Genomic DNA, 23,817 nt, shown 5'->3' on the forward strand with positions numbered 1-23,817 from the left:
GCGCACTTGCCGGCCACTTCGATCAGCCTCAAGGAGCAGATGCTGCGCCGGCGCCCAGTGGGAGGCGCACCCGTCGCTCAGGGAGCCGCCCCCGAGCTCAAGCGCAGTTTCGGCACTTTCCAACTGACCCTGTTCGGGGTCGGCTCGACCGTGGGCACCGGAATCTTCTTCGTCCTGTCGCAGGCCGTGCCCGAGGCCGGTCCCGGCGTGCTCGTGTCGTTTCTGGTGGCCGGGATCGCGGCCGGCCTGGCCGCGATCTGCTATGCCGAATTGGCCTCGGCCGTGCCGGTTTCTGGCTCGTCGTACTCGTACGCGTACACCACGCTCGGCGAGGCGGTGGCCATGGTGGTGGCGGCGTGCCTGCTGTTGGAGTACGGGGTGGCCACCGCCGCGGTGGCCGTCGGATGGAGTGGCTATCTCAACAAGCTGCTCCACAATCTCTTAGGCGTCGAACTGCCGCACGCGCTCTCGGCGGCGCCGTGGGACAAGGCGCCGGCGGGCGTCGCGCACGGGTGGGTGAACCTGCCCGCGGTCATCCTGATCGTGCTGTGCGCGCTGCTGCTGATCCGCGGCGCCAGTGAATCGGCGAAGGTCAACACCATCATGGTGCTGATCAAGTTGGGTGTGCTGGGGCTTTTCGCCGTGATCGCCTTCACCGCCTTCAACGACGACCACCTCAAGGACTTCGCGCCGTTCGGGGTCGCCGGCATCGGCACGGCGGCGGGCACGATCTTCTTCAGCTATATCGGCCTGGACGCCGTCTCGACCGCCGGAGACGAGGTCAAGGATCCGCAGAAGACCATGCCGCGTGCGTTGGTCGCGGCGTTGGTGGTGGTGACCGGCGTGTACCTGCTCGTCGCGTTGTCCGCACTCGGCACCCAACCGTGGCAGGACTTCGCCACCCAGGAGAACGCCGGGCTCGCCACGATTCTCGACAACGTCACGCACAGCCGTTGGGCCGGCACGGTGCTGGCCGCCGGCGCGGTCATCTCCATCTTCACCGTCACGCTGGTCACCATGTACGGCCAGACGCGCATCCTGTTCGCCATGGGCCGCGACGGGTTGCTGCCCACGCGGTTCGCGACGGTGAACCCGACCACCATGACGCCGGTCAACAACACCGTGATTGTCGCGGCGGCCGCGAGCCTGCTGGCAGCGTTCGTACCGCTGGACAAGCTGGCGGACATGGTGTCCATCGGCACGCTGACGGCATTCATGGTGGTGTCGGTCGGGGTGATCATCCTGCGGGTGCGCGAACCCGATCTCGAGCGCGGGTTCCGGGTGCCGGGATACCCTGTGACGCCGGTGCTTTCGGTGTTGGCCTGTGGCTACATCCTGGCCAGCCTGCACTGGTACACCTGGTTGGCGTTCGGCGGCTGGATCACGGTAGCGCTGATCTACTACTTCCTGTGGGGGCGACATCACAGCGCCTTGAACGAGAGTCCGCCGTGACCGTCGTCGTCGGTTACCGCGCCGACAAGGTGGGGCTCTCGGGGCTTTACCTGGCCGTCGGCATCGCCCGGACGCTGCAGACCTCGCTGACGGTGGCGACCATCGTGCCGAGGGGCTGGCCGGCCCCGTCACTGGCGCGTGTCGACGCCGAATACCAGTATTGGGCTGAGAATTTGGCGGAAAGCTCGGCCAACGAAGCCCGCGGATATCTCATGTCGCTGGCCGAAGACCTCGAGGTTCACTACTGTCACCGCGCGCATCGGTCGGTGTCGCGTGGATTGGCCGAAGTGGTCGAGGAGTCTGGGGCCGAGATCCTCGTGCTCGGCTCGCTGCCCAGCAGCGGGCGCGTGCACATGGTGGTGGGTTCCACGACCGACTCGCTGTTGCACTCATCCGCGGTTCCGGTTGCGATCAGCTCTCCCGGCTACCAGTCGCGCACCGGAAGATTGACCCGGCTCACATGTGCGTACGCACCGGTCCCGCAGTCGGTCGATGTGGTGCGCCGCTGCGCCGCGTACGCCGAGCGGATGCAGATTCCGTTGCGGGTGCTGACCTTCGCCGTCCGAGGCCGCACCATGTACCCGCCGGACGTCGGCCTCGACGCCGAGGACTCGATCCTCGAGACGTGGGCGGCGCAGGCGCGAGAGGCCTTGCAGTCGTTGAAGATTGACGGTGTCATCGGCAATGACGTCGTGCTGAAGGTGATCACCGGTCACACCTGGTTGGAGGCGTTGCACCGGGCCGATTGGGTTGACGGCGAGATCCTGACGCTGGGCACCTCGCCCGGCGGGGACATCCGTCGCGTGTTTCTCGGGGTGCGTTCCGGCCAGATCATCCGGCACAGTCCGTTGCCGGTGCTGGTGCTGCCGGGCTGAGGCCCGGCCGTCGGTATCGCGTCTTTTTCTTCGTCGGTGATTACGCCTGGGTGGGCGCCATCCGCGTGCCTGCGATCTGCCTCACGGTTTGAACAGACTCTTAAATTGGTGCATGGGTTGAACAAATCAGCTGATATGTTCATAACCACACCCGACGTCGCTGGCAGGAAGCGATGAATAGTTCGAGGAGGTTCGCCGTGGCGACCGTTGCACAGACAAACCCCGGCGCCGGCGTCGCACGCTGGCGGGATCGAAAGCGATACCTGTGGCCGCTGGGCCTGATACTTCCGACGTCGCTGCTGGCCGCCGTGGGCGTCGCGTGGCTGTTCGGCAAGCTCGGATGGACCGCCGCCACCCCGGTGCTGTGGTGGGTCGGGCCGATCCTGCTCTACGTGCTGTTGCCGATCCTGGACACCTTCTTCGGCGCCGACGACCAGAATCCGCCGGACGAGGTGATCGAGTACCTGGAGAACGACAAGTACTACCGCTACTGCACCTACGCCTTCATTCCCTTCCAGATGGCCAGCCTGATCGTGGCCTGCTACCTCTGGTCGGCCGACGACCTGAGTTGGCTGGGAATCAGCGGCGGTCTGGGTCTGGTCTCCAAGATCGGCGTGATGGCGACGATGGGCGTTATCGGCGGAGTGGGTATCAACACCGCCCACGAGATGGGGCACAAGCGCGAGAATCTGGAACGCTGGCTGTCCAAAGTTACACTCGCGCAGACGCTTTACGGGCATTTTTACATCGAGCACAATCGCGGCCATCACGTCCGCGTCTCCACCCCGGAAGATCCGGCCAGTGCGCGATTCGGTGAGAGCTTTTGGATGTTCCTGCCACGCAGCGTTTTCGGCTCGCTCAAGTCGGCCTGGGAACTGGAGAAGGCGCGAATGGAGCGGCTTGGCAAGTCCCCGTGGCACATTCAGAACGACGTGCTCAACGCGTGGATCATGTCGATCGTGTTGTTCGGTGCGCTGACGGTCGCCTTCGGGTGGCAGGTGCTGCCATTCCTGATCATCCAGGCCGCCTACGGCGCGTCGCTGCTGGAGTCGGTGAACTTTCTCGAGCACTACGGTCTGCTGCGCCAGAAGACCGCGTCTGGACGTTATGAGCGCTGCGCGCCGGTACACAGCTGGAATTCCGACCACATCGTCACCAACGTCTTCCTGTACCACCTGCAGCGGCACAGCGACCACCACGCCAATCCCGTGCGGCGCTATCAGACGCTGCGCAGCATGGACGGTGCTCCCAATCTGCCCAGCGGATACGCCACGCTGGTCGGTCTGACGTACTTCCCGCCGCTATGGCGCAAGCTGATGGACCACCGGGTCATCGATCACTACGACGGTGACATCACCAGGGTCAACATCGACCCCCGCAAGCGCGAGAAGATTCTCGCTCGCTACGGAGCCCGGTGATGGCTGCCTTTCAGTGTCCGAACTGTGACTACGTCTACGACGAAGCGATCGGGGCGCCCCGAGAGGGTTATCCGGCCGGGACAAGCTGGGACGACGTGGAGGACGGCTGGCCCTGTCCGGACTGCGGCGTCCGCGAGAAGTTCGACTTCGACCCGAAGCGCGCGCGCTCGACGACAGGAGCCAAGCGAGATGCCGAATAGCCTCGGTTGGATGGTTGAGCCGACGTCCCCGCGAAACCGCAGCCCGTATCAGAACAACGCCTTCGCGTTGATGCGCGAGGGAGTTCTGGACGCGATGCAGCGCTTGCTGGTCGAACGCAAGTGGTCGACGATCACCATGGCTGATGTCGCCAAGGAAGCGGGGATCAGTCGGGGCACGCTCTACAACGAGTTCGGGACGCGTCGCGGACTGGCACGCAGTTATGCGTTGCGGCTCACCGACAGCATCATCACCGGCATGGAAAGCGCGGTCGAGACCCATCCGGGCGACGGCTACGGCACCCTGCGGTCGGCGTTCAGTGAGTTCTTCGCCCGCGCTGACAGCGATCCGCTGGTGTGCGCGCTGCGAACCGAAGACGCGCCCAATGATCTGCTCCGAATGATCACGGTGGAAAGCCAATTCATCGTCGACTACGCCGCAGAACACCTCGCCGCGATTTTCGAGCGGAGCTGGGTGCGGGCCAATGCCATCGACGCCAACGTGCTCGGCCAGACCATCGCGCGCGCCGCGCTCAGCTTCCTTGCCCTCCCGCCGATCGGGGCCGACGACGCGGCGAAGACCATTGCCCACGTGTTGGCGCCCTTCGTCACCTCCATCGGACGGGAGCGGCGCTAGCCGGGCCGCGCGGCGCTACTCCACCGCGGAGAAGCGCTCGGCGTGGATCTGCTCCCGGGGTATGCCGACTCCGGTGAGTGCGGCGTAGGCGGCATCGACCATCGGCGGCGGCCCGCACACGTATACGTCGGGCCACTCGTCGAGCAGGGCCGCCTCCGCCGCCGCCAGCTCGACCGGATTGCCGGTGGCGCCAAGCCATTCAGGATCTGGTTGCCACACCACGGTATCGAACCGAAAATCGGGAAGCGACGCGGCGAGCGCCCGCAGTTCGTCCTGTCCGAACACCTCGGTGTGCCGGGTGGCCCCGAAGAACAGCCGCGCGGGCTGGGTGTCTCCCCACTCGGCCATCCGGCCCAGCATCGACAGCAACGGTGACAGGCCGGTACCGCCGGCGATGAACCAGCGCGGCCGAAGACCGTTCTCCACCAGTGCGAAATCACCCTTTGCGCTCGAGACCGTCAGCTCGTCACCGACATTGGCGGCGCCGATCAGGTATTCCGACATCCGTCCACCCGGCAGCAGTCGGATGTAGAACGTCAGTGCGCCATCCCAATTGGCGACGTTGGCCGGCGAGTAGGCGCGCCGGGCGTCACTGCCCGGTACCGTGATGCGGACGAACTGTCCGGATTCGAAGTCCGCAGAGCACGATCCGTCGTCGTCGGCCAGCAGCGAGAGCCGCAGCCGCATCACGGTGTCGGCGACCCGGTCCAATCCGACTATGCGCGCCCGGTGCAGCGTCGGCGGAGCGGTGACGACCTGGCCGCGACCGTACGGCAGGTCGATTCGGCAATCAGCGCGGGGGAAACTGCGGCACAGCAAAACACCGCCTTCATCCTCGGGTGTCTCGATGACATCGGGATCGTGTTCACCCATCTCCACCTGCCCGTCGGACAGCACCGCCGAGCAGGCTCCGCAGCCACCGGCCTGGCATGCTGACTTCAGCACCAGGCCGGATTGCTCGGCGGCGTCGAGAACCGTTGTCCGCGAATCACATCGGATGGTGGACCGCTCGCCCTCGCTGGTAACGAGGACGACGTCGTAGCAGCGAATTTCGGTGTCGGCTGGCGTGTCGGCGATCTCGGTCATCAGGCTCCCCCCATGGCATCCGCCAGGTCTTGTGCCGGGTCGCCGATGGGCTTGAGCGCAAACTTGTCGACGAGGATGTCGACCACCGCCGGGGTGAGAAACGCCGGCAGCGTCGGGCCGAGTCGAATGTTGCGGATTCCCAGCGACAAGAGCGTCAGCAGCACCGCGGCGGCCTTCTGCTCGAACCACGAGACAAACAGGCTCAGCGGCAGATCATTGACACCGCAGCCGAAAGCGTCGGCCAGCGCCAGCGCGATCTGCACGGCCGAGTAGCTGTCATTGCACTGTCCGATGTCGAGCAGTCGCGGGATGCCGCCGATCTCACCGAACTCATGGTCGTTGAAGCGGTACTTGTTGCAGCCCAACGTCATCAGCACGGTGTCGGCAGGCGCGTGGTCGGCGACCTCGGTGTAGTAGTTGCGTCCCGGTGCGGCGCCGTCGCAGCCGCCGATGAGCAGGAATCGTTTGATCGCACCGTCTTTGACCGCTTGGATGACGGCATCCGCGACGTTGAGCACCGCGTCGCGCCCGAAGCCCGTCATGACGGTTTCGGCCGGCACCTCGGCGGTGAACCCCGGCAATGACTGTGCCGCCTTGACCACCAGCGAGAGGTTGTTGGTGTCGAGGTGGCGGATGCCCGGCCAGCCGACCGGGCCGGTGGTGAAGATGCGGTTGCGGTAAGCCGGCCGCGGCTCGATGAGGCAGTTGGAGGTCATCACAATGGGGCCCGGGAAGGCGGTGAAGTCCCGTTGCTGATCCTGCCAGGCGCCGCCGTAGTTGCCGGCGAGATGGCTGTGCTTGTGCAGCTCGGGGTAGGCGTGGGCGGGCAGCAGTTCGCCGTGGGTGTAGACGTTGATGCCGGTTCCTTCGGTGGCTTCCAGAATGCGGGCCAGGTCGTGCAGGTCGTGCCCGGACACCAGGATCGCCTTGCCGGCGACGGGGGTGACCCGCACCGGGGTGGGCACCGGGTTGCCGAAGCTGCCGGTGTTGGCCGCGTCGAGCATCGCCATCACCGCGAAGTTCAGCGAACCCAGTTCCAGGGCGTGCCCCAGCAGCGCGTCGGGGTCCGACGGTGCGCCGGCCAGAAACGCCAGGCTGGCTTCGATTCCGGCGTCGGTCTCGTCGGTGCGGTAGCCGAGGGCATGTGCGTGATGGGCGTACGCGCAGACACCCTTCAGCCCGTACAGGTTCAGGTTGCGCAGCCCGACGACGTCGGCGCCCAGGACGTCGAGCCCGGCGCCCACCCCTACCTCGAGTGCCTGCGCGACCACTTCGGAAATGGTTGTGGCGGGTAAGAATTGAGCCGCTCCGGGCAGGGTTGCGGGCTCGGTGCCGGCGGCGCGGGCGGCGTCCTCGTAGGCCAGCTTGGCCTGGTCGCGCATGCGGACGGCGTCGGCGATCAACGACATGAAACGGGTGGCGTTGAAGTTTACGTTGGTCAGTGTGGTGAACAGGTCAAAGCTTGCATGCGCCGCGAACCGAGGGTCGGGGGCGCCGAGTTCCCGCGCTTTCTGCGCGTACTGGCCGATGCCCAGGTTGACGTGGACCAGCACGTCCTGCAACGCCGCCGTGGTGGCGTCCTTCCCGCAGTTGCCCTTTGCTGTGGCGCAGCCGAAGGTCAGCAGGTTGGGGCGATCGGGGGATGCGGTGCGGTCGGTCTGTTCGCACTGGTAGCAGAACATCGAGTCTCCTGGGGCTGTGAGCGGCTGATGTGCTCACGCTAGGGAGAGGTGGTGGGGCCGGCTTTGACCTAGATCAAGTCGGCGCTGTGTGAACGGTCACAGAATCGACTGGCTGCGCGCGTGCGCGTCGAGGGCGCTGACGTCGGGGATTTCGACGACGGAGCCGTTCACCTGGATCAGTCCTTCGGCGGTGAGGCTGCGCATCGCCCGGGAGAAGGTCTCCGGGGTCATCCCGAGCCGGGAGGCCAGGACCTGCTTGAGGGCCGGCAGTTGGACGCTGGCCGAGGTGGCTTCCGGGGCGGTCGATGTTCCCGTCGCGCCGGCCAGGTCCCAGGAACCGGCGCCCGCGGCGCCCAGCATGTAGGCGATGATCCGCTGCGTGGCCGACTGCAGCGACAGCATGGCGATGTCCTGGATTTTCGACTGCAACCGGCGCGCCATCGAGGACAGCATGACCCGGGCCATGGCTGGGTCGCTGTCGAGTAGTCGGTCGACGGCCGCGGCCGGGACAAAAACCAGGTCGGTGTCGGTGAGTGCGGTGGCGTCCACCGGGTACGGCTCGTGCAGGAACATCACCGCGTGACCGAAAGCGCTGCCGGGACTGAGAATCTCTACCACCTTGACCACACCCTCGGAGTTGGAGACGGAGAGTTGCATCCGGCCGTCGCGGACCATGTAGAAGCCCGTCGACGGGGTCCCGCGGCGAAACAGCACTTGCCCGGCGGGCAGCGAGATCGGCCGGCTCTGGGCGGCCAAGAACTCGACGTGTTCGGGGGCCAGGCCGCCGAACATCGGGGCGGACGCGATGGCTTGGCGGAGGTCGGTACTCATCGGATCCGACGTTATAGCTAGTGGCGCGAGCAGACGCAAAATCACCCTGGAGCGCATGCTCCCAGGGGATTTTGCGTCTGCTCGCGCAACCTAACGCGAGGCCGCGGCGTTGGCCGCTGCCTGCGCCTGCTTCAGCAGCGCGGCGATATCGCCTCGGCCCAGGAACATTTCGTCGAAATACGGTTGCAGAGCCTCGTTGCCGGCGGCGAACCCGGCGCCGCCGGGGGCCGGGATCCGCGGGCCACGCATAACCGAGAAGAACGGGCCGACATCGACGCCCCTGGCTTTCCAATACGCGAAGTAGCCGGGTTGCGCCGAGAGCACGGCCGGGATGGCGGCGCCTTCGCGACCCAGGTAGGCGTTGCCCTCACTGCTGCCCATCCAGTTCAGCACCTGGCGCACCGCCTCGGGATGCTTCGACGCCGAATTGCCCGCTGCTGCAATGCCGTTGGTCACGCTGACGCGGCCCTTGGGCCCGCTCGGCATCATCGCCACTCCCCAGCGGAAGGTGGCGTCGCGCGCCACCGCGGCCAGGCTGTAGGTCCCGGACTGAAACAGCGCCATCTTGCCGGCCAGGAACTGGTTGCGGGAGAAGTCGCCGTTGTCGTTGGTGTCGGAAGCCGGCGGCGCGACATGGTCGCTGTTGATCAGACCGACAAGGTAACGGAAGGCCTGCAGCGCTTCGGGGTTGTCGAAGGCAAACTCGTTGCCGCGCTGGAACACTCCGCCGGCCGAACCGATGTAGTTGAGGTAGATGGCCTGCGGGTCGTTGGCGGCGTTGTATCCCCACTGGCGCACCCGCCGGGGCTCGAATTCCGTCGTGCCGGCCAGGTGTCCGTCGGCGTCGACGGTCAGCCGGGCCAACAGCGGCCGTAGCGTGTCGTCGCTGCCCGGGCTCCAGCGCAGGGTGTCCAGCGCGGCGGGATCCACGCCGGCGGCGGCCAGCAGGTCCGCGTTGTAGAACAGCGCGATGCCGGCATCGGTGAGTTGCGGTACCGCCCACAGCACGCCGTTGTGGGTGAACTGTTCGGTGACCGCCGGATCCCAACCCTGGTCCGGGCCGTCGATCTTGATCAGTCGGCCGCTGTCGGCGTACGCGTCGAGGTAGGCGTTGGACACCCAGAAGATGTCATCCGCGCTGCCGCCGGCCACGTCGGTGCGCAGGGTGTCGAAGTAGTTCGAGAACGCCACCATGTTGGTGCGCACTTCGATGTCGGGGTGCGTGCGCGTGAATGCCTGGAACGACTGCTGATACACCCGCGCGATCGGCTCAGCCCACAGTCGCACGGTCACCACGATCTTGCCGTTGTCTTCGGAGCGGCCCATCAGCATCGCCGTCGTCAGCAGTAACGCCGAAATCAAAGTGAGTGCGGCGGCGAACAGCGTCGAGAAGCGGGGGCGGTTCACAGGAGCGCCTCCCTCGCGCGCCGAGATTGCCGTGAGGGTCGTGAAACCGCGCACATCGCAGCCCTGGCCGCAATCTCAGCGCGGGGCCAGTTGGCTCCCCTCGCGCACCGAGATTGCCTTGGTGGTCGCGATCCTGCGAAATTCGCAGCCATGGCCGCAACCTCGACGCAGCAGCCTCGTGTCACTTGAGCCCCGACACCAGAATCGAGGACACGATGTGTCGCTGGAACGCCAGGAACAGCACGATCAGCGGCACGATCGCGACCGTCGTGGCCGCCATCACCAGCGTCCACTGCGAGTTGTACCGGGACTGCAGGTCCGCGGTGGCCACCGTCAGTACCCGCCACTTGCGGCCGCTGGTGATCACCAAGGGCCACATGAAGTTGTTCCACTGCGAGACCACGGTGATCATCGTCAACGCGGCCAGTACCGGCTTGCTCGACGGCAGGATGACGTGCACCAGCACGTCGAGGGTGTTGGCGCCATCGAGGTGTGCGGCGTTGATCAGGTCCTCGGGAATCAGCCGAAAGTGCTCGCGCAGCAAAAAGATTGCATACGGCGAGCCGAACATGAACGGAATCACCAACGCCCAGAACGTGTTCCGTAGGCCCAGCTGAGCCATCATCAGATACAGCGGCACCACGGTCACGGTGCCCGGCACCATCAACGTTGCGACATAGACCCAGAACAGGGCGTTGCGGCCGGGGAAGTGCAGTCGCGCGAACGCGTAACCCGCCAGCACCGAGAACGTCATCTGGCCCAACAGGATCACCGCCGTCATCAGCGCGGTCACCGCCGCCGCGCGGCCGAAACCGGTGCCGACCAGGTCGGTGTAGTTCCTCAGGGTAGGCGGACGGGGCCATTGCAGCGGGGAACCGGTGGCGAACTGGTGCTCGGAGGTGAATGAGGTGAGGAGCCCCAAAGCGAAGGGCGCCAGGGTGATCAGCGCGCCGGCGACCAGGCCCGCGTAGAGCAGTCCCAGCCGCGCCCTAGACGAGGTCATAGCTGATCCGCCGGCGGAAGTAGAGGTGCTGAACGAACGTGACGCCGACCAGGATCACGAACAACACGACGGCCATCACCGCGGCGCGCCCGATCGATGCCGCACCGAATGCCTCGGCGTAGATCTGGTGGGCCACCAGGTCGGTGCTGCCCTCTGGGCCGCCGCCGGTCAGTGCGTAGACCGTATCGAAAACCTGTGCCGTGCTGACGATCCCGGTGACCAGCACGAAGAACGTGGTGGGCCGCAGCATCGGCAGGGTGATGCGCCAGAACCGCTGCCACACGCCGGCCCCGTCGGTACGCGCGGCGTTGTGGACGTCCTCCGGAATGGCCAGCAGGCCCGCCAGAAAGGACAGCGACACGTACCCGACGTTGGTCCAGATGACCACCGCCGACACCATCGGCAGCGCCAGATCGGGGTTGGTCAGCCATTCGATCCGCCGGCCCAGCAGGGTGCTGACGGCGCCGTCGGTGGGGGCCAGGATCCAGCGCCACAACACCGCGATCGCCAGCGGCGCGCAGATCCACGGCAGCACATACAGCGTCCGGAACAGTCCGCTGCCCGGAAGCCGGGGAGCCAGCAACAGGGCGGCCAGCAGCCCCAGCGCCGTCTGCGCCGGTACGACCAGCGCGACGAAGATCGCGGTCACCACCAGCGAGTCGCCGAAATCACCGTCGTGCAGCACCGAGCGCCAGTTGGCGAGCCCGACGTAGTGCAGTGGTCCCAGCAGGTCCCAGCGGTACAGGCTGAGCCAGATCACCACCAGGATCGGCAGCAACAGGAATGCGACGACACCGAACAGGCTGGGCGCCAGCAGCGTGTAGGCCAGCGCGGTGGAACGGCGTGGCGCGTCGGGCATGAATGTATTAAAGCCGGTCGTTACGGTGTACCCGTGACAGCGAACCGGGGAATCGACGCCGACTTCCTTGACCTGCCGCGACGTCAGTTGGCGGACGCCGCGTTGGCCGCGGCCAAGGCGGCCGGGGCCAGTTATGCGGACCTGCGGATTCACCGCATCACCACCGAAATAGTCCAGCTGCGCGACGGTGAACTCGAGACCGCCGTGCTGACCCGCGACGTCGGGCTGGCGGTCCGGGTGATCGTCGCGGGCACCTGGGGCTTCGCCTCCCATGCCGAGTTGTCGCCGGATGTGGCGGCCCGAACCGCGCGCCACGCCGTCCAGGTGGCCACCTTGCTGGCGGCGCTGAACAACGAACAGGTCAGGCTCGCACCCGAGCCGGTGTACCCCGACGTGATGTGGGCTTCGGACTATCAGGTCGACCCGTTCGGCGTCCCGGCGTCCGAGAAAATCAGCGTGCTGGGGGACTACTCGCGGCGGCTACTGGACGCCGACGGCGTCGACCACGTGTCGGCCACCCTCAACGCCGCCAAAGAGCAGACCTTCTACGCCGACACTTTCGGCTCCTCCATCACCCAGCAGCGGGTCCGGCTGCAACCGCAGCTCGAGGCGGTGACCGTCGACACCAAGGCGGGCAACTTCGAGTCGATGCGCACGCTGGTGCCACCCGCGGCGCGGGGCTGGGAACTGGTGGCCGGCGACGACATCTGGAACTGGTCCGCCGAGCTCGCGGAGCTGCCCGACCTGCTCTATGAGAAGGTGCACGCGCCGTCGGTGGTGCCGGGCCCGACGGACCTGGTGATCGACCCCAGCAACCTGTGGCTGACCATCCACGAATCCATCGGCCACGCAACCGAATACGACCGCGCGATCGGTTACGAGGCTGCCTACGCCGGGACGTCGTTCGCCACTCCGGACAAGCTGGGCACCATGCAGTACGGCTCGCCGGTGATGAACGTGACCGCCGACCGCACCGTCGACTTCGGATTGGCCACCGTCGGTTACGACGACGAAGGAGTGGCCGCGCAGAGCTGGGACCTGGTCCGCGACGGGGTGTTCGTCGGCTACCAACTCGACCGGGTGTTCGCGCCGCGACTCGGGCAGCCCCGCTCCAACGGGTGCTCGTACGCCGACTCGGCCCACCACGTGCCGATTCAGCGGATGGCCAACGTGTCGCTGCAGCCGGGGCCGGAGGATCTGCGCACCGAGGATCTGATCAGCCGGATCGACGACGGCATCTACATCGTCGGCGACAAATCGTGGTCGATTGACATGCAGCGCTACAACTTTCAATTCACCGGGCAGCGTTTCTACCGCATCCGCGACGGCCGCCTCTACGGGCAGTTGCGCGACGTGGCCTACCAGGCGACCACCACCGACTTCTGGAATGCGATGGAGGCCGTCGGTGGCCGGTCGACGTGGCGACTGGGCGGCGCGCTCAACTGCGGCAAGGCGCAACCAGGTCAGGTGGCCCCGGTCAGCCACGGCTGCCCGTCGGCGTTGTTCCGCGGCATCAATGTGCTCAACACCCGGACCGAGGGCGGCCGATGATCACACCTCAGCACGTCGTCAACATCGTCCTGGACGAGGCCGCCAAGATCGGACGTGCGGACGAGACCATGGTGCTGGTCACCGACACGGTCGAGGCGTCGCTGCGCTGGGCGAACAGCACGATGACCACCAACGGCGTCGCGGTAAGCCGTAGTGTGGCGGTGATTTCCATTGTCCGGCAAGGCGATAGCGCGTATGTCGGCACGGTGGTCACGGGCGAGTCGGACCCGACGGTGTTGCCACAGCTGGTGGCGTCATCTCAGGATGCCGCGCGCTCCGCGCCGGAGGCCGGGGACGCGGCGCCGCTGCTCGATGGTTCCGGGGAGCCCGCCGACTGGGATGCGCCGGTGCCCGGCACCGGCGTCGGTGTATTCACCGGCCTCAGCGGTCCGCTGTGCACCGGGTTCCGTGGCGGCGATCGGCTGTACGGCTATGCCCACCACAATGTTTCGACGACATTCCTGGCGTCGTCCACCGGGCTGCGACGGCGCTACACCCAGCCGTCCGGCGCGATCGAGGTCAACGCCAAGCGCGGTGACGCCAGCGCCTGGGCCGGCATCGGCACCTCCACGTTCATTGACGTGCCGATCGATTCGCTGCTCTCGGAGCTTTCGACGCGATTGGACTGGGCGTCGCGGACGGTGGAACTGCCGGCCGGCCGTTACGAGACGATCATGCCGCCCTCGGCGGTCGCCGACCTGATGATCTACCTGGCCTGGAAGATGTCCGGCCGCGGCGCTCAGGAAGGCCGCACCGCGCTGTCGGCGCCCGGCGGCGGGACCCGGGTGGGGGAGCGGCTCACGGATCTGCCCCTGACGATGTTCTCCGATCCGATGGCTCCCGGCCTGGCGTGCACGCCGTTCGTCGCGGTGAGCAACTCCTCAGAGACGATGTCGGTCTTCGACAACGGCATGGAGATCAACCAGGTCGAGTGGATCCGCGACGGAGTGATCAACGCGCTGGCCTATCCGCGTGCCACCGCAGCGCGATTCGACGCCCCGGTGGCGGTGGCCGGCGACAACATCGTCATGACGGGCGGATCGGCAGAACTGGCCGACATGATCGCGGCCACCGAGCGGGGACTGCTGCTGACCACGTTGTGGTACATCCGCGAGGTCGACCCCACCACGTTGCTGTTGACGGGTCTGACGCGCGACGGGGTGTACCTGATCGAGGACGGCGAGGTGACCGGCGCGGTCAACAACTTCCGGTTCAACGAAAGCCCACTGGATCTGTTGCGGCGGGCGACCGAGGCCGGCGTCAGCGAGAAGACGCTGCCGCGTGAGATGGGCGACTGGGCCACCCGGGCGGCCATGCCGTCGTTACGGATCCCCGACTTCCATATGTCCTCGGTGAGCCAGGCGCAGTAGCGTACGAAAGATGCCGCTTCCCGCTGACCAGCTGACGAAACTGGTCGCGTACTCCGACGGGCGTATGTCGGGGCTGGTGCGCCGGGTGTGCGCGCAGACCATGTCGCTGCCGCCGTTGCCCAACCCGGTTACGGTCGGTGAGCCCGAGTCCGAGTCCGAAACCGTCGTCGCCGAGTTCGCCGAGCAGTTCAGCGCCGACGTGTCGGCGATCACCGGCGAACAACGCTCGCGTTTGTCCAAGTATTTGGGCGGCAACACCTTTCGAGTCGTCATCGGGATGTTCATCGCCGACTTCGTGCCGCGGGTACGGGCCGGGTTCGAGGCGCTGGGCGTCGGCTCGGAATATCTCGGTTGGGTGGACGGGCCGATCGCGTGGGACGACGGGCGTGATCCCTCGGATGAGTTGTTCAGTCGATTCCTGCCCCGGGTGGCCCGCGAGCGCGCCGTCGACCCGATCACCTCGGAGCTGGTGCGACTGCGCGGCGCGGCCGCGCACAACTGCCGGCTGTGCAAGTCGCTGCGCGAAGGGCATGCCCTGGACGCGGGTGGCAACGAGGGGCTGTACGACGAGATTGCCCAGTTCGAGAACTCGGTTGTGCTCGATGCACGCGCAAAGGCAGCGCTGCGGTATGCGGATGCGTTAATTTGGACGCCTGCGCACCTCGCCGTCGACGATGCCGCCGAGGTGCGCTCCCGGTTCTCGCCGGAGGAAGCCGTCGAGTTGACGTTCGACATCATGCGCAATGCCAGCAACAAGATCGCCGTGTCGTTGGGTGCCGACGCGGCGCGCGTGGAGTCGGGGACCGAGCGGTATCTGATCGATGTCGATGGTCAGACGGTATTCAGCTGACCCGCGCTCGAAGCCGTTTGTCCAGCGCGTCGACGCCGAGCAGCACCGGTATCGAAGCCAGCGCCACCGCCCAGCCCCATAACGGCGGATTCCACTGACCCAGCAACCGCGCGACCGGTGGTACCCACAGTTCGAGCAGCGAGATCGCCAGCCCGATCAGTGCCGCGGGTACCAAGAGCCGGTTGGTGAACCAGCCCAGCGCTCCCGGCCAGCGGGAGGACGATCGGCAGGCGAAGACGTTGGCCGTCTGGGCCAGCACGACGGTGATGAAGGCCGCGCCGGACGCCGCTGCCAGCGCGTGTCCGGTCGGGAACGGATCCCCGGGGCGCCAGCCGAGCGCGAGGAGGGACACGACGAAGGCTGCGAGCGAGAGAACCGCTTCCAGCGGTCCCAGCAAGCCGAAGGCCCGGCGCAGCACGGTGCGATTCATCAGCCGGCCGTGCACCGGAGGCCCCTCCAGCAGGTGCTGAGCGGGTGGCTCCGCGCCGAGCGCGACCGCCGACAGGGTGTCGGTGCCGAGATCCAGCGCGATGATCTGCAAGACACCGAGCGCGAGCGGGAAGTAGCCGCCCGAGAGCGCCCACACGAGGAACGGCGCCAACTCGGCGACGTTGTCGGTGAGGTGGTAGGTCAGGAAACGGCGGATGTTGACGAAGGTTGCGCGCCCCTGCTCGATGCCGGCCACGATGCCCGCGAAGGAGTCGTCGAGCAGTACCAGATCGGCTGCCGCGCGGGCGACGTCGGTGCCGGAAAGGCCCATCGCCACGCCAATATCGGACTCGTGCAGCGCGGGCGCGTCGTTGACCCCGTCTCCCGTCATCGCCACCACGTGGCCGCGGGAGCGCAGCGCGCGGGCGATGCGCAGTTTGTCCTCCGGCGATACCCGGGCGATGACGACGCCGTCGTGGTCGATCAGCGCGGCCAACTGCGGCTGATCCTCGGGGAGGTCGGTACCGGACAGCACCGGCGAGTCGGGGAACCGCAGCCCCACCTCGTCGGCGATCGCGGTCGCGGTGGCTGGATGGTCACCGGTCACCATCGCCACTTTCACCCCGGCCGTCCGGCAGGCCTGAAGTGATTCGGAGACGTCGTCGCGCGGCGGGTCCTGCAGTGCGACCAGGCCGAGCAGGCGCAAGTCCTGTTCGCAGTCCGTCTGATTGCGGGGCGTGCGGCCGTTTCGCGGGCCGGCGGCGATGGCGAGCACCCGCAGCCCGCGGGCGGTGAGGGCCTCCATCGCCCGGTGCGGCTCGGGATCGTCACCGCACAGCGGAAGGACGGCGTCCGGCGCGCCTTTGATGACGATCTCGTCGGCCAGCACCACCGCCATCCGGCGCAGCCGGGGGTCGAAGGGGAACCGCAGTTGCACGGGGCCGGTGCGACGGTCCGCGCCGGTGTCGACACCCAGGCGGCGGGCGAGGGTGTCCAGGGCCGCCTCCATCGGATCGCCGTGCGCCCGCCACTGTCCTTGTACTTCTTCGGCGTAGCCGGTGGAGCAGCGTTCGGCGGCCAGGGCGAGTTCGCGGGCGGCGTCTGTTGCGGTGGGGGAGGACGGCGTGAGGGTGGCCGTGGGGCCGTAGCCGGCGCCGTCGATGCTCACTGTGCCGGCGGGCGTCCAGGCTTCGACGACGGTCATCTGGTTACGGGTGAGGGTGCCCGTCTTGTCGGTGCAGATGAAGGTGGTCGAGCCGAGCGTTTCGACCGCCTCGAGGTTGCGCACCAGGATCTGCCGCTTGGCCATCTGCTCCGAACCCCAGGCCAGCGACAGCGTGACCGTCGGCAGCAGGGCCTCGGGGACCAGGGCGACCGTGACACCGATCGCGAACACGAACGCCTGCTGGACCGGGTTGCCGATCAGCAGGGAAAGCAGCAGGAACAGCACGCCGACGCTGACCGAGATCGCGGCGGTGAGACGCACGACGCCGTTGAGGCCGCGGGTCAGGGGAGTGTCGGGCTTGGTGGTCGACGTCGACAGCCGCGCGATCCCGGCCAGCCGTGTGTGCTGGCCGATCGCGGTGACCTCGGCGCGAGAGTCGCCCTCGACGACGAAGGTGCCGGCAAAGAGCGCCTCGCCTTCGGCCACCGAGTTGGCCTGGCTTTCGCCGGTGAGCATCGAGGAGTCGACGAGCAACCGATTCTCGGCCAGCACGGTTGCGTCGGCGGGCACCCGGTCACCGCTTTCCAGCAGCAGCACGTCGCCGACGACCACGTCCTCGGCCTCGATCAGCCGCCGGCGGCCGTCGCGGAAGACTGTGACGCGGGTGGGCAGCATCTCCTGCAGCCGGTCGGCGGCGCGATCGGCCCGAGCCTGCTGGATGAGGGCGAAGACGCCGTTGAGCACGATCACCGCGATGATCGCGATGCTGAGTTGCGGGAGCTTGGCGAAGAAGGCCAGTGCCGCGGCCGTCCACAGCAGTAAGGCGAAGAAGTGCGTCAGCTCGCCCAGCATGCGGCGCAAGACCGATGGACGCTTCGCCGCGGGCAAGGTGTTGGCCCCGTCCCGCGCGCGGCGCTCGGTGGCTTCCGACGTGGTCAGCCCTGGTGCCGTCACACCCGCTATGTTCTCACCCGCGCGCAGTTGCTGCCTGACTCGTTCGCGGTATCGTGAGCAAACAAATCAAGATCGCAGCAGCAGCGGGGAGTCATGGCGGTTAGAGCGGTTTTCGCCATCATGTTGGTCGCGGTATTCGCTATGACCGGTTGTTCTGGATCCGGCGGCAAGCCGGCGCGGCAAACCCCGACCGGGCACGACAACCCGTCGCGGCTACCGCCGATCTATCCCGGCACCACGGTGTCGTTTCCGCCGTCCACGTCTTCGTCATCGTCGTCTGTTACGACTCCGTCTTCGTCGGCTCCGGTTGCCCGGACCATCCCGGGGGACGGAACGTTTCGCACGGGCGTGGATCTGGTGCCCGGTGTGTATCGATCCCAGGGTGGTGACTCCTGCTATTGGGAGCGGCTGCGCGGCTTCGGTGGGCAGACCGCCGACATCATCGCCAATGGGGCGGGGATTCTGCCGCAGACGGTGACGATCGCGCCGACGGACGCCGGGTTCCGGTCGCAGGGCTGCGCGCCGTGGACGCTGGTGACGGACGGTTTGACGACGACGACGACGACCACGTCGGTGGCGTTGCCGGCGGGGGCGCAGGCGTGCCCGCCGACGTCGGGGCCATCCGGTGGGTTTGCGCACTCCGCGGTCGGATCGGCGGACACGTCGTGCCCGTTTGCCGAGCAGGTGCGGGTCGCCTACGGCGCTGGTGGACCTGCCAGTGTGACGCCGCGTCAGGTGGAAGCCGACAGCCCGGTGACCGGTCAGCACTACACCATGACGTGTGCGGCCAACGGCTCGATGGTGGTGTGCAACGGCGGCAACGGCGCTGTTGTGTACGTGTATTGAGTTGCGTCTTGGTGGGTACCGTTCCTGCATGCCTTTTCTGCGTGAAAGTCCCATTCGTGGCCGTCGGTTGCGGCTGCACGAAGCCCTGGGGGAACGGGTGGCGATGAGCCGCATCGGCTCGCAGCTCGGGATGGTATTGGCTCCCCGGATCGACAAGTTCGTGATTCCCCGGACCAACGGGCGGCTGAGCGTCGCGGGCGCGAACCGGACCGGTCTGGTAACGACGACCGGCGCCAAGTCCGGCAAGCCGCGCACGAATCCGCTGACGTTGATTGAAGATTCGGACGGATTGCTGGCGATCGGCTCCAACTACGGGCGTCCCTCGCATCCGGGGTGGAGTGCCAACCTGGTGGCGCACCCCGAATGCACGATCGAGTACAAAGGCCCGCCCCGGCAGTATCGCGCTGAGTTGTTGAGCGGGCAGGCGCGTGCTGATGCGTGGGCGAAGGCGGTCGACTTCTTTGCCGGGTATGAGGCGTATCGGGAGAAGTGCGCGCCGCGGGAGATCAGGGTGTTTCGGCTGCGGCCGGTCGAGGGCTGACGGTCTGACGGATCGCTGCTATCGCTGTCTTGAGTCCGCGGCGGCGGCCGGTTTTCGGGTCGGTGGTGGCGGGCGCAAGGTGGGCGAACATTCGCTCGCTGCGCGTTTCCGGCGCGTCGTCCGCCGTGGCCCGGAGGAACTTGTTCGGCAGCGACAACTTCGCGATGGTGCGCCACGTCCTACCGTACTGAACAGCGAAAGACGCTGTGGTGTAGGGCAAGTCGTACTTTTGGCACAGCGCCCGCACTCGTACCGAGGCCTCGCGCAGTCTGTTGCTCGGCAGGTCGGGAAAGAGATGGTGTTCGATCTGGTGGCACAGGTTGCCGCTCAGGAATCGCAACACGGGCCCGGCGTCAAAGTTGGCGCTGCCCAACATCTGGCGTAGATACCACTCGCCCCTGGTTTCACCGGCCATGTCGGTCGTGGTGAATTTGTCTGCGCCGTCTGGGAAATGGCCACACACGATGACCGCGTGCGCCCAGATGCTGCGGACCACATTGGCCACAGCGTTGGCTTTCAGGGTCGATGTGTAGGTTGCGGCCGGTGACAGCGCGGTGAGGGCGGGAAACGCGACGTAATCCTTGACGAACTGCCGGCTGACCTTGGTGACGAACTCGCGCGTCCGCTGACGGGCGATGTCACCGTCGGGCCCGTCCTCGAAATACTTCTCCAGGTCGACGGTCTGCAAGCCGATCGCCCACTCGAACGCGAGCGCGAGAACGAGGTTGTACGGCAGATTTCCGAGGTTGTAGGGCTGCCACGGCTGGTCGCGGGTGACGCGCAGGATGAAATAGCCCACGTCGTCGTCCATGTCGAGGATGTTCGTGAACTTGTGGTGCTGGAAGTTGTGGGCGTTGCGCCAGTGCTTGGACGCGGCGTTCATGTCCCATTCCCACGTGGTGGAGTGAATCTCCGGATCGTTCATCCAGTTCCACTGGCCGTGCATGACGTTGTGGCCGATCTCCATGTTCTCGATGATCTTGGCGACCGCGAGGGTCGCGGTTCCGGCCCATTTGACCGGGCGTCTTGTGCTGCCGGCGAGTATGACCCGCGCGGTGAGTTCCAGGGCACGCTGAGCGGCGATGGTGCGGCGGATGTAGCGGGCATCGCGCGCACCCAGGGACTCCTCGATATCGCGCCGGATGGCGTCGAGCTCAGTGCCCAGATTCTCGATGTCGGCATCGGTCAGGTGGGCGAAGGCCGCAACGTCCGTGATCGCCATATATCTCCCCCGGGGGTGGTTGGTGCCGTTCAGGGCCCGCGGCCGCGCCTGATCGCCTGGCCGAGCCCCCCTTGCTCGGCCGTGCATTAAGGCTAATCGCGATGCGGGTACTTCGCGCGACGAGGAGTAGCCGCTGCGCTGCGGATAATAGTCTCTGCGCGCCAATATCGTTCGTGTCGAGCCTAATTGTCGCCATATGAGGTGGGCGTTGGTGAGACTTAATTGGCGGCTTTGGATATGCGGGGTGCCGTCATCGCTCGCCCGGAGTTCTCAGGGTCAAGGCTAAGCGGTGGAGACCGGTTGCCACGCCAGGACACGCGTTTGCCGGGGGACGCGATTTCGGGGTGTTGGACCAGCGTGTTGTCACTCGCGGTCGGTGGGGAAGCTAAGGTCTAGGTCGTGCTCGGCGACGTTACGGCGTTCCGGGGGCGGTAGCTCAGTTGGTTAGAGCCGCGGACTCATAATCCGTTGGTCGCGGGTTCGAGCCCCGCCCGCCCCACCGTATTTGTGTATTACCTCGGCTGATGCGTGACGATTCGCTTTCGGCTGATCCTTCACACTCCCTAAGGAGTCGAGCCCGGAGTGAGCAGAAGTCGTGTCGTTGATGGCCTAACTGCTCCACATCGTGCATCGAGTTCTGACCGACGTCGATGAGGTCCTGCACGTTCCTGATCCGTTCACCCGAAGGGTCGGCATAGCCGAGCTTGTGGTCTCGAGGAACGTCTCGGAGCGCTTCGCGCCGCTGCACGAGGACCGACCCAAAAGCGGCCCACTGCCACGAGTGCGGACGGCGTTGTAACAGCGCGGTCAATCCGGCTGCGCCGTAAGCGATTGGCCTACTTGCGGTCCGTTGCTTTCCGACGACTCCCCAATCACGGTTGCGAGCTTTCGCGGATGCATTCGATCACCCCTCGGACGCCCTCGCGCAGACCGTCGAGATCGCCGATGGTGCCAAAGAGACATTCGACCTCATCGAGTTTCGTGGTGTCGAGACGAACGGGCAAGATGTACGCGCCCCGGGTCTGCATCGGCGTCGCAGCGCGGAGCGGCGTTCGACGCGGCACCACTCCTTCTCGGCGTCTCGCGCGAGATGAACATGACGACGTAGCGTGCCTCGTCCCGGTATAGCTTTGTGAAGACTTCGCTCAACTCCGCGCCCAAAGCGCGGCCTTGTTGTCGGCGTCGTAGAACACTCTGCCCTTCGGCAGGTCGAGCCCGCGACCGAAGTCCTCAACGGATTGCCGCTGCTCTCCGGCGAACGACACCGCGACGTCGTACTGGTAGGCAGGGGCTGCTCCGCTTCCGCGGGGCGAGTGTGAGTGGCGCTCGACCGACCACGATGAACCGTTGCAAGTGATTGCTCAGGTACCGACCACGTGTACCCGTGGGTCGACGGGCAGTACTAGTTGTCCTACGCCGATGTCGGGGCTGCGGTTGGGAGGTCGATTGATCGGCAACCTTCCAGCAGCCGTACGTCATAGGCTACGAGCGCCGTCAGTTCCGATCTAATCTGCGTGGCCGATGCCAAGTGGATCGCGTCAAGCGAACGCAGCGTAGTTGGTCCGATGGTCTCAGCCAAGGCGATTACCTTTTCGGTGATCGGAAGGATGTCGAGGCCGTCAAGTAGATGAAGGGCACGCTCGATGATCCCCGGTGTGCCATCACGAGCCGCCGTTCGCATCAGCTCGACCCTGCCTAGCGCGCTGGTGACGAACGGCTCTTCTTTGCGCATCTCCACCCATTCGATCAAGGCGGAAGACTCGGTCTCCTCGACGATTAGTTTGATCATCGCCGATGTGTCGATGTAAATCACGATTCGTCGCGGATCTCGTCGAGCGCCGCGGTGAGACTGCGATCGCTCTGCCGACGAATAGGGTTGGCCGTGACCAACGGGCCAGTTCGTCGCGCCGGGGTGAGTACTCCTGCTTCGATCAAAGCATCCCGCGACCGCTCACTGCTGCTGACCGGAACCAGGCGCGCAACAACGCGACCCTTATTGGTCACCACCAATTCTTCGCCAGCCTCAACCCTCGCGAGGTAGCGAGATGCGTTCTGTCGCAATTCACGTATCCCGACAGTTTCCATCCTCCCAAGGTAGCACTTCTGGTGCTACCTCAGGAGGAGGTGGCACTTCACCCTTCTGATCAGGGTCCAGTCGAAACGGTGGGGCTGGTTGGACATGGAGAAGTCGAAGGTGGTCGGCCGAGGTGATAACCGCACTGAGCCCCGTCGGCGCGCGCGAGATGGCGGCTCTCAAAGGGGTCGACGGGCACGTTGGTGTCTGGCGCTATCAGTAGGTCGGCACCGCCCGCGAGCCGCGCTGGTCAGTTCACGACGCGATGACGTGCCCCACATGGAGCGAAGGGAAGGCGGTGATCCGGCGCATCGTCGGACGTGAGCATCGAGCTGACACGTTTTCCCGGCGACCGGCGGAATTCGAGGCCGCTCCGCGCGCGGGTGGACCAGAACCCTATGCCGACGGTCAATTGCACTGTGCAAGAGGGGATTTCAGCCCAGCCCGCTACCGGGTTCGCCTGGTCACGCGAACGTTGTCTAGGCAGATCAGGTGTGAACAAGGTCGATTTGGCTTCAGATAGGGCGGAACTGTGGCGCCGCATAGCGGTCCTTCGCCACTTCCGGCACGCTCCGATTCCCGCCTCAACTCCCGGGCTCCTGGCGAATGGTGTGCTCATTCATTGCCTCGACGCCTGGCGACTCCGCCAGCAATGTCCGCAGTGCGGTTTCCAATTGCGGGAGTTTGTCTTCAAGGACTTGCCATACCAGAGAGTCGTCGACGTTCGCGTATCCGTGAATCAAGATGTTGCGGAAAGCCATGATCCTCGGCAGCTCGGGAACTGCGCCGCCATGGCGGCGTAGCCCTTCGCCAACTGATTCAACGCCTCTCCGACAATCTCGAATTGCCGTTCGACGGCCGAGCGCAGCAGCACGTCATCCTGGTATTCCGCAAATGTCTTACCGGCGGCGAATTGGCGCAGGAAGCCAGCAGCGCGCACCGCGTCCCACGAATACTTTCGAGGATCAGGCTGCGTAGATCAGTTCTCGCGTCTGCATGACGCGCTGTTTGAAATACGGGTTGGCCAGTCCGGACGCGGTCACCACATCAACCGGTCGGCCGATTATTTTTTCGAGCCCTTCTTTGAGCGCGAAGTATTGGTCGAAGTCTGGCCCTGCTTCGAACTCCACAAGTACATCGACATCACTACTTTCGACGTTGAATGAGTCGGTGACAGCGGAGCCGAAGACGTCCAACCGGCGCACCGACAGCTCACGGCACAACGCCTGAATCTGGTGGCGCTTCGACTCGACAACCTCATGCACCGCCCTCACCTCCACTGCGTATTCTGCGCGACCGGCAGCACCGACGTGCTGAAGGCAGTGGCCACGTCCGCAGCAGTACACCATCAGGCGGCGCACCGCGACG

General features: G+C 66.1%; 24 protein-coding genes and 1 tRNA gene. 11 read left to right on the forward strand and 14 right to left on the reverse strand.

Annotation, left to right across the window (positions count from 1 at the left end):
• Nucleotides 1-6: 6 nt before the first annotated feature.
• The 5 genes from AWC08_RS01115 to AWC08_RS01135 all read left to right on the forward strand — a co-directional run bounded on the left by AWC08_RS01115 (nt 7) and on the right by AWC08_RS01135 (nt 4,579).
• Nucleotides 7-1,452 (forward strand): amino acid permease, encoded by a 1,446-nt coding sequence (locus tag AWC08_RS01115; protein WP_065131980.1) that lies wholly within the window; start codon nt 7-9, stop codon nt 1,450-1,452.
• A complete protein-coding gene (locus AWC08_RS01120) occupies nt 1,449-2,327 on the forward strand; it encodes a universal stress protein (RefSeq protein WP_065131979.1) in 879 nt (292 codons plus the stop codon). Before AWC08_RS01115 ends, AWC08_RS01120 begins: the two co-directional genes overlap by 4 nt.
• A 173-nt stretch (nt 2,328-2,500) precedes the next feature.
• Nucleotides 2,501-3,745, forward strand: a complete 1,245-nt coding sequence (locus tag AWC08_RS01125) for an alkane 1-monooxygenase (RefSeq protein ID WP_083271066.1) — start codon at nt 2,501-2,503, stop codon at nt 3,743-3,745.
• On the forward strand, nt 3,745-3,945 hold the full coding sequence (locus AWC08_RS01130; RefSeq protein WP_065131977.1) for a rubredoxin: 201 nt from the start codon (nt 3,745-3,747) through the stop codon (nt 3,943-3,945). The genes AWC08_RS01125 and AWC08_RS01130 overlap by 1 nt, the downstream gene beginning before the upstream one ends.
• Before the next feature lie 10 nt (nt 3,946-3,955).
• The gene (locus tag AWC08_RS01135) at nt 3,956-4,579 is read left to right on the forward strand and encodes a TetR/AcrR family transcriptional regulator (RefSeq protein ID WP_232007782.1); all 624 of its coding nucleotides are present in this window, start codon (nt 3,956-3,958) and stop codon (nt 4,577-4,579) included.
• Nucleotides 4,580-4,594: 15 nt separating this feature from the next.
• On the opposite strand, the gene AWC08_RS01140 is transcribed toward AWC08_RS01135, so the two are convergent.
• From AWC08_RS01140 to AWC08_RS01165, 6 genes are all read right to left on the reverse strand, one after another.
• Nucleotides 4,595-5,665 carry a 2Fe-2S iron-sulfur cluster-binding protein gene (locus tag AWC08_RS01140; RefSeq protein ID WP_069433126.1) on the reverse strand — a complete coding sequence of 357 codons (1,071 nt, stop codon included), beginning with the start codon at nt 5,663-5,665 and terminating at the stop codon, nt 4,595-4,597.
• Nucleotides 5,665-7,347 carry a hydroxylamine reductase gene (gene hcp / locus AWC08_RS01145; protein ID WP_065131974.1) on the reverse strand — a complete coding sequence of 561 codons (1,683 nt, stop codon included), beginning with the start codon at nt 7,345-7,347 and terminating at the stop codon, nt 5,665-5,667. The genes AWC08_RS01140 and hcp overlap by 1 nt, the downstream gene beginning before the upstream one ends.
• 96 nt (nt 7,348-7,443) lie before the next feature.
• Complete coding sequence (locus AWC08_RS01150; protein WP_065131973.1) at nt 7,444-8,178, reverse strand: Crp/Fnr family transcriptional regulator; 735 nt, start codon at nt 8,176-8,178, stop codon at nt 7,444-7,446.
• Nucleotides 8,179-8,268: 90 nt separating this feature from the next.
• Nucleotides 8,269-9,585, reverse strand: coding sequence for an ABC transporter substrate-binding protein (locus AWC08_RS01155; RefSeq protein WP_069433140.1), 1,317 nt, complete (start codon nt 9,583-9,585; stop codon nt 8,269-8,271).
• Between the two features lie 181 nt (nt 9,586-9,766).
• Nucleotides 9,767-10,588 (reverse strand): carbohydrate ABC transporter permease, encoded by an 822-nt coding sequence (locus AWC08_RS01160; RefSeq protein ID WP_065135714.1) that lies wholly within the window; start codon nt 10,586-10,588, stop codon nt 9,767-9,769.
• Nucleotides 10,575-11,447 carry a carbohydrate ABC transporter permease gene (locus AWC08_RS01165; protein ID WP_065135715.1) on the reverse strand — a complete coding sequence of 291 codons (873 nt, stop codon included), beginning with the start codon at nt 11,445-11,447 and terminating at the stop codon, nt 10,575-10,577. The genes AWC08_RS01160 and AWC08_RS01165 overlap by 14 nt, the downstream gene beginning before the upstream one ends.
• A 33-nt stretch (nt 11,448-11,480) precedes the next feature.
• Here AWC08_RS01165 and AWC08_RS01170 point away from each other — a divergent pair, with 33 nt between their 5' ends.
• Genes AWC08_RS01170 through AWC08_RS01180 form a run of 3 tightly spaced genes read left to right on the forward strand, consistent with a single transcriptional unit; the run spans nt 11,481 to nt 15,218 of the window.
• A complete protein-coding gene (locus tag AWC08_RS01170) occupies nt 11,481-12,998 on the forward strand; it encodes a TldD/PmbA family protein (protein ID WP_069433125.1) in 1,518 nt (505 codons plus the stop codon).
• Nucleotides 12,995-14,368: a TldD/PmbA family protein gene (locus AWC08_RS01175; protein ID WP_069433124.1), complete on the forward strand. Its 1,374-nt coding sequence runs from the start codon at nt 12,995-12,997 to the stop codon at nt 14,366-14,368. Before AWC08_RS01170 ends, AWC08_RS01175 begins: the two co-directional genes overlap by 4 nt.
• Before the next feature lie 10 nt (nt 14,369-14,378).
• Entirely contained in the window at nt 14,379-15,218 is an 840-nt protein-coding gene (locus tag AWC08_RS01180; protein WP_065135718.1) for a carboxymuconolactone decarboxylase family protein, read from the forward strand.
• Here the strand turns inward: AWC08_RS01180 and AWC08_RS01185 are convergent.
• Entirely contained in the window at nt 15,211-17,775 is a 2,565-nt protein-coding gene (locus AWC08_RS01185; RefSeq protein ID WP_069433123.1) for a cation-translocating P-type ATPase, read from the reverse strand. The genes AWC08_RS01180 and AWC08_RS01185 overlap by 8 nt on opposite strands.
• Before the next feature lie 84 nt (nt 17,776-17,859).
• Here AWC08_RS01185 and AWC08_RS01190 point away from each other — a divergent pair, with 84 nt between their 5' ends.
• Both AWC08_RS01190 and AWC08_RS01195 read left to right on the forward strand, forming a co-directional pair.
• The gene (locus AWC08_RS01190) at nt 17,860-18,612 is read left to right on the forward strand and encodes a hypothetical protein (RefSeq protein WP_172835212.1); all 753 of its coding nucleotides are present in this window, start codon (nt 17,860-17,862) and stop codon (nt 18,610-18,612) included.
• 28 nt (nt 18,613-18,640) lie between these two features.
• Nucleotides 18,641-19,153: a nitroreductase family deazaflavin-dependent oxidoreductase gene (locus AWC08_RS01195; RefSeq protein ID WP_172835213.1), complete on the forward strand. Its 513-nt coding sequence runs from the start codon at nt 18,641-18,643 to the stop codon at nt 19,151-19,153.
• Here the strand turns inward: AWC08_RS01195 and AWC08_RS01200 are convergent.
• Nucleotides 19,119-20,375, reverse strand: coding sequence for a fatty acid desaturase family protein (locus AWC08_RS01200; RefSeq protein WP_069433122.1), 1,257 nt, complete (start codon nt 20,373-20,375; stop codon nt 19,119-19,121). The genes AWC08_RS01195 and AWC08_RS01200 overlap by 35 nt on opposite strands.
• A gap of 425 nt (nt 20,376-20,800) precedes the next feature.
• Here AWC08_RS01200 and AWC08_RS01205 point away from each other — a divergent pair.
• Nucleotides 20,801-20,874 (forward strand) — tRNA-Ile (locus AWC08_RS01205).
• Nucleotides 20,875-21,247: 373 nt separating this feature from the next.
• Here AWC08_RS01205 and AWC08_RS34800 read toward each other — a convergent pair.
• From AWC08_RS34800 to AWC08_RS01225, 6 genes are all read right to left on the reverse strand, one after another.
• Entirely contained in the window at nt 21,248-21,439 is a 192-nt protein-coding gene (locus tag AWC08_RS34800; protein ID WP_142283349.1) for a hypothetical protein, read from the reverse strand.
• A 347-nt stretch (nt 21,440-21,786) separates the two neighbouring features.
• Nucleotides 21,787-22,188 (reverse strand): type II toxin-antitoxin system VapC family toxin, encoded by a 402-nt coding sequence (locus tag AWC08_RS01210; protein WP_069433121.1) that lies wholly within the window; start codon nt 22,186-22,188, stop codon nt 21,787-21,789.
• Nucleotides 22,185-22,460 (reverse strand): type II toxin-antitoxin system Phd/YefM family antitoxin, encoded by a 276-nt coding sequence (locus AWC08_RS01215; protein WP_069433120.1) that lies wholly within the window; start codon nt 22,458-22,460, stop codon nt 22,185-22,187. Before AWC08_RS01215 ends, AWC08_RS01210 begins: the two co-directional genes overlap by 4 nt.
• Before the next feature lie 573 nt (nt 22,461-23,033).
• On the reverse strand, nt 23,034-23,210 hold the full coding sequence (locus AWC08_RS39490) for a HepT-like ribonuclease domain-containing protein (protein WP_197521986.1): 177 nt from the start codon (nt 23,208-23,210) through the stop codon (nt 23,034-23,036).
• Nucleotides 23,189-23,389: a HepT-like ribonuclease domain-containing protein gene (locus AWC08_RS37535; protein ID WP_197521985.1), complete on the reverse strand. Its 201-nt coding sequence runs from the start codon at nt 23,387-23,389 to the stop codon at nt 23,189-23,191. Before AWC08_RS37535 ends, AWC08_RS39490 begins: the two co-directional genes overlap by 22 nt.
• Before the next feature lie 25 nt (nt 23,390-23,414).
• On the reverse strand, nt 23,415-23,810 hold the full coding sequence (locus AWC08_RS01225) for a nucleotidyltransferase family protein (RefSeq protein ID WP_232007781.1): 396 nt from the start codon (nt 23,808-23,810) through the stop codon (nt 23,415-23,417).
• Nucleotides 23,811-23,817: the final 7 nt, after the last annotated feature.

The sequence above is a fragment of the Mycobacterium gordonae genome, assembly GCF_002101675.1.
GTDB lineage: Bacteria > Actinomycetota > Actinomycetes > Mycobacteriales > Mycobacteriaceae > Mycobacterium > Mycobacterium gordonae.